Annotated in this window: 9 protein-coding genes; 2 read left to right on the top strand and 7 right to left on the bottom strand. The window is 28.1% G+C overall.

All coding sequences use genetic code 11. The features are described 5' to 3' along the window. Positions 1-18: 18 nt before the first annotated feature. The 7 genes from I1A51_RS12965 to mtaB all read right to left on the bottom strand — a co-directional run bounded on the left by I1A51_RS12965 (position 19) and on the right by mtaB (position 7,142). Positions 19-1,275 (bottom strand): dihydroorotase, encoded by a 1,257-nt coding sequence (locus I1A51_RS12965; RefSeq protein WP_196894544.1) that lies wholly within the window; start codon positions 1,273-1,275, stop codon positions 19-21. Then, complete coding sequence (locus tag I1A51_RS12970; RefSeq protein WP_196894545.1) at positions 1,272-3,206, bottom strand: vWA domain-containing protein; 1,935 nt, start codon at positions 3,204-3,206, stop codon at positions 1,272-1,274. The genes I1A51_RS12965 and I1A51_RS12970 overlap by 4 nt, the downstream gene beginning before the upstream one ends. Before the next feature lie 31 nt (positions 3,207-3,237). Next, the gene (locus I1A51_RS12975) at positions 3,238-3,987 is read right to left on the bottom strand and encodes a 5'-methylthioadenosine/adenosylhomocysteine nucleosidase (RefSeq protein ID WP_196894546.1); all 750 of its coding nucleotides are present in this window, start codon (positions 3,985-3,987) and stop codon (positions 3,238-3,240) included. A 15-nt stretch (positions 3,988-4,002) separates the two neighbouring features. After that, on the bottom strand, positions 4,003-4,668 hold the full coding sequence (locus tag I1A51_RS12980; RefSeq protein ID WP_196894547.1) for an ABC transporter ATP-binding protein: 666 nt from the start codon (positions 4,666-4,668) through the stop codon (positions 4,003-4,005). A gap of 378 nt (positions 4,669-5,046) precedes the next feature. After that, positions 5,047-5,394 (bottom strand): hypothetical protein, encoded by a 348-nt coding sequence (locus I1A51_RS12985; protein ID WP_196894548.1) that lies wholly within the window; start codon positions 5,392-5,394, stop codon positions 5,047-5,049. Positions 5,395-5,405: 11 nt separating this feature from the next. Then, a complete protein-coding gene (locus I1A51_RS17710) occupies positions 5,406-5,528 on the bottom strand; it encodes a hypothetical protein (protein WP_262895827.1) in 123 nt (40 codons plus the stop codon). Positions 5,529-5,777: 249 nt separating this feature from the next. Beyond that, complete coding sequence (mtaB, locus tag I1A51_RS12990) at positions 5,778-7,142, bottom strand: tRNA (N(6)-L-threonylcarbamoyladenosine(37)-C(2))-methylthiotransferase MtaB (RefSeq protein ID WP_196894550.1); 1,365 nt, start codon at positions 7,140-7,142, stop codon at positions 5,778-5,780. 50 nt (positions 7,143-7,192) lie between these two features. On the opposite strand from mtaB, the gene I1A51_RS12995 reads away from it, so the two are divergent. Next, entirely contained in the window at positions 7,193-7,699 is a 507-nt protein-coding gene (locus I1A51_RS12995; protein ID WP_196894552.1) for a GNAT family N-acetyltransferase, read from the top strand. A 3-nt stretch (positions 7,700-7,702) separates the two neighbouring features. Further along, a complete protein-coding gene (locus tag I1A51_RS13000) occupies positions 7,703-8,149 on the top strand; it encodes a hypothetical protein (protein ID WP_196894554.1) in 447 nt (148 codons plus the stop codon). The last annotated feature ends 541 nt before the right edge of the window (positions 8,150-8,690 follow it).

Below are 8,690 nucleotides of genomic sequence, written 5' to 3' on the forward strand. Positions count from 1 at the left end.
TTATATTTTTAAGTTTTATCAATTATTCAAACAAACTTTATCTGAAATAATTCCAAAAACTTTTCCTTTTAATTCTTCTCCTAGAAAAATAGAATTTTTAGAAGTTGATAAAATTGATTCTTCTTCAAATTTAAAGCTTCCTTCTGGAGAGAAAAGAGTTAATTCAGCTTTTGTTCCTTCTTGAATTGTCGGAATTTCTAAACCAAAACGTTTTCTAGGATTTTCTGAAATACATTTTACAATAGTTTCTGCATCTAAAACTTTATTTAAAACTCCATACAAAGATTCCATTCCAATTGTTCCATCCATTGCATTGCTAAACTCTAATTTTTTATGTTCAATATCCAATGGATTATGGTCTGAAGTAATGATATCAATCGTTCCGTCTTTGATTCCTTCCAATAAAGCTTCTGTATCTGCTTTCGTTCTTAAAGGTGGCGTTACTTTAGAATTTGCATCAAAATCAACTAATTTATCGTCTGTAAGCATTAAATGATGTGGTGTCACACTACAAGTTACATCCAAACCTTTTTGTTTAGCTTCATGAATTAATTCTACTGATTTTTTCGTAGAAATCGTAGGAATATGCAATTTACCTCCAGTATATTCTAATAAAAATAAATCTCTTGCAATCTGTAATTCTTCTGCCAAAGCAGGAATTCCTTTCATTCCTAATTTTGTGCTATTTACACCTTCATTTGCATATCCTTCTCCTGCAATCGTTTTATTTTTAGGAAAACTTAGAACCAATCCATCAAAACTTTGTGTATATAATAATGCAATTTTCATCAAATTTTCATTCGTGATTGCTTTCGTATAATCATAAAATGCTATAGCTCCAGCTTGTTGCATATCATATAATTCTGCAATTTCTTTTCCTGCACTAGATTTTGTCAAAGTTCCTAATGGAAATAATTTTGTAGCAAATCCTAAAGCTTTATTTTTTAAATAATTAACTTGTGCCTTATTGTCTGTAACAGGATTTGTATTTGCATTCAAAGCGATCGATGAAAATCCACTTTTTGCTGCTACTTCTAAACCATTTGCAATTGTTTCTCTTTCTTCAAAACCTGGTTCTCCTAAACTTACACTTGTATCAAACCAACCTGTTGAAATATGTAAATTTTCTAAATTGATTTCTTCAAATTCTCCAGTATTTTCAATGGAAGAATCAATTTTTGAAATTATTCCATCAATGATTAAAATATCTTTTACTTGTTGATGAAATGGACTTGTAGCATCAATAATTGTTGCAGATTTAATTAAAACTTTCATGTTTTAAAATATTTTAAAATCAGTATTTCTAAAATAATAAAAAGAAAAGCCGCAATTAATAACCATTTGTAAATCCAATTATCTTTCACATCAGATTTTAAACCAATTACTGCATTTTCAATTGAATCATAGAAAACTGCATTTTTATTGTTATTTATAGTTGTGTTTATGTCTTCGTAAGTCAAATCACTTTCTGCATTATTATAATTAAAAGCAAGTGTATTCAATTTTTCTTCTCCTTTTGAAACTGTATAAAATCCAGCAGTTTCAGGATTTTCATCTAATTGAATTTTTACTTTTGATGCAAAAGTTTGTTGTTGTGGAATAAATTCTGAAGTTTCATTTTTTATTTTCAACAACTCATTTTTTTCAATTTTTGTTTTAATATCTACTTCATTTTCATTTCCAATTGTATAAGCCAATGATGGAACTTTCAAACTTTGCATCGCAATATTATAAAACAATGGAACAATAATCGCCGATTGTGTAAAATTTGAATTTTCGTTTGAAATTGGTGAAGTAAACCAAAATGTATTTCCTTTTTCTGATTTTTTTTCTACTACAAAAGCAGAATTATCTTCATTTGATAAAATTTTTGATAATCCAATTCCATTCAAAGTAAATTGTTTCTTAGAAAAAGGATATTCAAAATTAGAAATTCTTCCATCAAAAACATTTTTAAAAATCGGATGTTCATAATGAATTTTAGTCAGCTTTAATTCTTTTTCTTTTGCTGGATTTAATGTTCCTAAATCTAATCGTTCAGCAATTTTTTTATTGGTTGTAAAACTTTTTTCTGAAGGAATTACGACCAAACTTCCACCCTGCTTTTGAAATTCTTTCAAAGCATCTAACAATGCATTTTGAACTGTATCTAATTCATTTAAAACAATCAAATTTTGATGTAAGATTGTTCCTAAATCAAAAAATGACTTTTCTTTAGCATTAAATGTAAATTCATCTGATGAAAAAAGATCTTTGACGAATTTTTCATCTTTTCCGATAGAAAGTACATTAATTTTTTCTGGTGATTGAATACTGAAATAATAAGTGTTATCAAAAGGAACATCTTCGTATTGAATTTTTACAATTCCTTGGATTTCTTCATCTTTTGGAATTATAAAATCTATTATCTTTTCTTTTTCTTTAGAAAAATCTGTAGCATGTTTTCCTAATAATTTTTCATTGTTATACAAAGCAATTGAAACTGGGTTTTCAACTAATTCTGAAGATTTTGCTTTGATTTTTATTTGAAAATTTAATGCAGATTTTTCTGCTAAATATAAGCTATCAATGGAAATATTTACATTTTGAATTGGTTGTAATTGTACAAAACTTGTAGAAAAAGTTGAATCAATTACTATGTTCTCTGAACGTAAATTCTTCTGAAAATCTGAGATTAAAATTAAGTTTTTTTGTGTGTTTGATTTTTTCTTGAAAATAGAATTTGCTCTTAATAAAGCTGTTTCTAAATTTCCATTTTCAGAAGAATAATCGATTTCTAAAAGTGCATCTTTAGGGTTTTCATACACATTATTATTCGTTATTAATGTATAATTTCCGTCAAATAAATTTTGTTCAGAAAGAACTTTAATTCCTGATTTCAACAATTCACCTTTCGTTCCTTTAGCTTTCATACTTAAGGAATTATCCAAGTAAACAACATTTTGAGTTTCTTTCCCTTGTTCTTTATTCGAAAAAAATGGTTGGGCAAATGCTAAAATGATAGCTGTGAACAACAACATTCTAGTACATAAAACCAACCATTTTTTAAGTTTTGAACTTTTACGAGTCTGAAACTCTAATTGTTTTAATAAGTTAACATTTGTAAATGAAACTTTTACAAATCTCTGTAATTGAAATAAGTGAACTATTACAGGTATAATTAATAAAAATAATGCGTATAAAATTTCTGGATGCTTAAACTCCATTGTCTTTAAAGATTTTTCAAAGATAAAAAAACTATAATGAAATCAAGCTAAAATAATTTTCAAAAATTCCTTTCACATATTTTTGTGCAATTGATTCACAAAATTTTGGAAAATCAATAGCTGCCGAATGATTTGCTTCATCCGAAATTATACGAATAATAGAGAAAGGAATTCCATATTCATAACACACCTGTGCTACTGCTGCTCCTTCCATTTCCACACATTTTGCTTCAGGAAATTCAACTCTTAATTTCTTGATTTTATTTAAATCAGTCACAAACCTATCTCCACTCACAATATCTCCTACAACTACCTTCGGTTTTGAAATACGAAATTCATCCGCTTCTTCTGAAGTGATGTAAGTCGAAAAATTCCCAAGAAAACTTTTTGATGCTTCTAGTAATCGTTCACTATTAGTTGTTTCAAATGCTCCTTTACCTAATAAAGGAATTTCATATTTCGGATATAACGGATATGCATTCATATCATGTTGCATTAAATTTTTTCCTACAACGATATCTCCGATTTTTAATGTTGATGATACAGCTCCAGCAACTCCAGTAAAAATGATTTCATCTACATTATAATCATTTATTAATTGCGTTGTTGTAACTGCAGAAGCTACTTTTCCCCATCGAGAAAAAACTAAAACCACAGGAGTTCCATATAACGTCCCTGTATAATAAATTCTCATTCCTTTTTCTTCCTCTTTGGGATTTTCTAGGTGATTTAGCAATGCTTGTATCTCTTCTTGCATTGCACTGATGATTCCAATTTTCATTTTTTATAGTTGTTATTATTTAGAAGTTAATTTTCCGTCTTTCATTACTAAAACTCTGTCAGCCATTTCTGCAAGCTCCTCATTATGAGTAACTATAACAAAAGTATGACCAAACTCATCCCTTAATTGAAAAAATAATTCATGAAGTTTTTTTGCAGAAGCACTATCCAAGTTTCCACTTGGTTCATCCGCAAAAACCACAGATGGATTATTTATTAAAGCTCTTGCAACAGCAACTCTTTGTTGCTCTCCTCCTGAAAGTGCATTTGGTTTATGGTCCATTCGATGATCAAGACCAAGAAATTCTAGTAATTTTTTTGCATTTTCTTCAGCATCTTTCTTCGTTCTCTTCTGAATATAAGCTGGTATACAGACATTTTCTAATGCTGTAAATTCAGGTAACAATTGATGAAATTGAAAAATAAAACCTATGTGTGTATTTCTAAATCTGGAAATTGATTTGTCTTGTTGCTCTAGAACTCTCTCTTGATTAATAATTAATTCTTCGTTCTTGTTTTTTGCTGGTTTATCAAGAGTTCCTAAAATTTGTAATAGCGTTGTTTTTCCAGAACCTGAAGGCCCTACGATAGCGACAACTTCTTTTTCTTTAATATGCAAATCAATTCCTTTAAGTACCTCTAAGTCTCCGAAGTACTTATAAATGTTTTCAGCTTTTATCATTTTGTTCAATGCCTCCTCATACCAATTTTCATCAGTATAAGAAGTTGGGATTTTATAATGTTCTTTAGTTTTTGTTCAATTCATTTTAGCGCACAATCCTAATTTCAAGTAATTGTCCGATTTTGGAAAAAAACACTAATTTTCAACTTGTATCCTACTTATTATAAACTACTTAACAAGTATAAAAATTGTGTAAAAATTTGCTCCGTATTTTTTTCGCAACGTGAATTTAATCATTTTTATTTAAATTTTAAAGAGAAATTTTTAATAAAAAATGTGTATATTATAGAGAAAGTATTATGTATAAATAACAATTTTATAAGAATTGTACAGGCATAAACCTGTACAATCTGCTTTAATTTTTAATTTTAAGAATATTTACATTTTTAGTTCCTTAAATTGATATGTAAATGTTGCTTTACTAATAATTGTTGTATTATAATTATTCGCTTTATACACAACAATAGAAATATCAATTGTTGAAGATTCTCGAAACTCCACAATCCCTTTTAAATAAATTGTTTCTTGTAAATAAACACTATGTCGTATTTCAATTGAAGTATTTGTCGCTAAAGCAGACGTTTCTTTTTGATATGGCAAAATCATTTTTTTTGCCATTTCTTCCATTTGTAGATATAAAAAATATGGTTGTAACTCTTTCTTTTTGTTTACGTATTTTCTTGTAATTCTGAACTGACTTTTTACTGTTTTATCTTGTGCATTCATGATTTCAAATTTTATGGTTGTAAAGGAATTGGTGGACTGGATACGGCGATTTGAATGGAAATCATATAATAATAATTGCGTTTCATAATAAATCGTTTCATCATCTTCATTGTTTTTGTGCTAAAATGTTTCATAATTATTGGGCTTTAAGTAAAAAAAAAGTGCTTTTCTAAGAAAAGCACTCGGGTTATATATTTGTTATTTTAAATTTATTTTATCTAATGTAAAAAGTGCTCATGAAAAGTAAGAATACGACAAATCATCATTCGTTTTGAATGATTTTTCATTGTGTTAAAATAATATGTCGTTGTTATATTCTTCATGATATTGCGAATGTAGGATATTTTTATTCCTATCTGAAATTAATTTTAAACTTTAACTTTTTATAAAGAATCTGCTATAGAAATTTCTTTTGTTTCTTCAATGTTATCCATCCAATCAAACTTTACAGTTCCATCTTCATAAATTTCCGTAAGTTTTACTTTATGAAGTGTATTTACTAATTCTGGATTCCATGGAGTTTTTACTTTTACATAATTCTCTGTAAATCCATGAATATATCCTTCTTTATTTTCACTTTCAAATAAAACTGTAAGCTCATTTCCTAATTGACTTTCATAAAATGCTCTACGTTTTTTCACAGATAATCCACGAAGCATTTTACTTCTTTTATGACGTACATTTTTAGGAACTATTCCCTCCATTTCAACAGCTTCTGTATTTGGTCTTTCAGAATAAGTAAAGACATGTAAATAAGAAATATTTAATTCTGCCAAGAAATTATACGTTTCTAAGAAAATTTCATCTGTTTCTCCAGGAAAACCAACTATTACATCTACTCCAATACACGCATTTGGCATTACTTCTTTAATCTTTGAAACACGATCTACATATAATTCACGCATATAACGTCGTTTCATTTTTTTTAAAATTGTATTACTTCCTGATTGTAACGGAACGTGAAAATGTGGAACAAAACTATTAGATTTCGATACAAATTCAATTGTTTCATTCTTAAGTAAATTTGGCTCAATAGAAGAAATTCTTAACCTTTCAATTCCTTCTACCTTATCCAAAGCTTGCACTAATTCTAAAAATGTATGCTCATGCTTTTTATTTCCAAATTCACCTTTTCCATAATCTCCAATATTTACACCTGTAAGAACAATTTCTTTAATATCTTTCTTTGAAATTTCAGCTGCATTTTTCAATACATTTTCTAAAGCATCACTTCTCGAAATTCCTCTAGCTAATGGAATTGTACAATAAGTACATTTATAATCACAACCATCCTGAACTTTTAAGAAAGCTCTGGTTCTATCTCCAAATGAATATGATCCAACATAAAAATCTGCTTCTTCAATATCACAAGAATGCACTTCTCCATCTAAGTCATTTTTAGATAAATCATTTATGTAATCTGTAACTTTAAATTTTTCTGTAGCACCTAAAACAAGATCTACACCATCCACAGCTGCCAATTCTTCTGGTTTTAACTGTGCATAACATCCTACAGCAATTAAAAATGCTTTCTCATTTTTCTTTAAAGCAGCCTTCACAATCGTTTTAAATCGCTTATCTGCGTTATCTGTAACAGAACAAGTATTTATCACATAAATATCTGCTACTTCTTCGAAATCTACACGTTCATATCCTACATTTTCAAAGCTTCTCGCAATCGTGGAAGTCTCTGAAAAATTCAATTTACATCCTAATGTGTAAAATGCTACTTTTTTTTGTGCGTTCATTTTGGTACTTTTAGAGCGTGCAAATTTACAAATTTTAGACGAAAAACGATATGAATTTAATTTTTGAAACAGAACGTTTACTGATTCGAAAATTAACCCCAAAAGATTTTGATAATTTTCAAAACTTATTTACTGATAAACAAGTAATTGAATATATTTCAACAACAATTTTTGCTAAAAATGAAATCATCAACGATTTTCAAGAAATCTTAAAAAAAGGTTCTTTAAGAAATGGGAAAATTCAAATAGCTGCCATCGAATTAAAAAAGCAACAGCAATTTATCGGTGCTTGTTATATCTTTAAAAAGAAAAAGAAAAAAATACAAATTGGCTATGCTATTTTTCCTAATTATTGGAATCATGGTTATGGAACGGAATATTTGGAAGGAAAAGTTTTATTTCTAAAAAAACACCATTTTAAAAATATTATTGCAAAAATAGATTCTAAAAATATTGCTTCTATTCGAATGGTAGAAAAACTAAATTTTACTTTAGTTGCTTCTATTTTAAATGAATTAGATAATTTTTTAGAAATAGAATATCAACTTTTAATTTAATTCATGAAAATATCTTTTGATCTCGATGATACATTGATTCCTTATCAAAAAAAGGATTTTGAAATAGAAAATCGAACTTTTTTTCATAAAATATTACAAATAGAACCTTTGAGAAAAGACACAATTTTACTTTTTAAAAACCTGAAAAATAATGGTCATTCTATTGGAATTTATACGACTTCTTTTCGTAAAAATTGGAAAATTAAACTCCAATTTCTCTCTTATGGTTTTAATGTAGATTTTGTTATAAATCAATATAAAAATAATAAATTATTAAGAAAAAACTCTATTTCAGCATCAAAACATCCACCTAGCTTTAAAATTGACTTACATATTGATGACTCTAAAGGTGTAAAATTAGAAGGAGAAAAATATAACTTTAAAACTATCATTATTTCCAAAAATGATTTAAAATGGCAAGAAATTATAAAATCTAAAATTAATTCTTAAGGACGTTCCCTTTCTCCTAACTCCACCTAATCTAAAGGTCGGGCTTTTCACTACAAGTTTAGTTTTTGTAAAAAAGAATTTCTATGTCATCCGTAGGCTTCTTATAGTCGCCTCCGTTTCCTAGAATTCTATTTTTTATAAAACCAAAAGCTTTCCATTTCAATCCCTAACGCAACCGTTTTTCAAACAAAAACAAGAAAATGAAGAAATGCGAGGTAGCTGAGCGTAACCAAAGCCAAACATAAATGAAATTCCATCTATTATATATAAATCAAAAGGTAGCTGAGCGGAGTCGAAGCTAACATTTGTCAAAATCAAACACAATATTATCTAAGAAAATAAAAAACGGTGGCTGAGCGCAGCCGAAGCCAAAACATTTATTTGTAGTAAAAGATATTTTTCTATTCACAACTCCCTGAGCGAAGTCAAATCTCAATTCAAAGCAAAAAAAAATCCTGATTCAAAAAAAGAATCAGGATTCAAAAAAAGGCGATGACATACTCTCCCACCAAAGGCAGTACCATCTGCGCTGGTAGGCTTA

The sequence above is a fragment of the Aureivirga marina genome (assembly GCF_015767265.1).
GTDB classification, from domain to species: domain Bacteria; phylum Bacteroidota; class Bacteroidia; order Flavobacteriales; family Flavobacteriaceae; genus Aureivirga; species Aureivirga marina.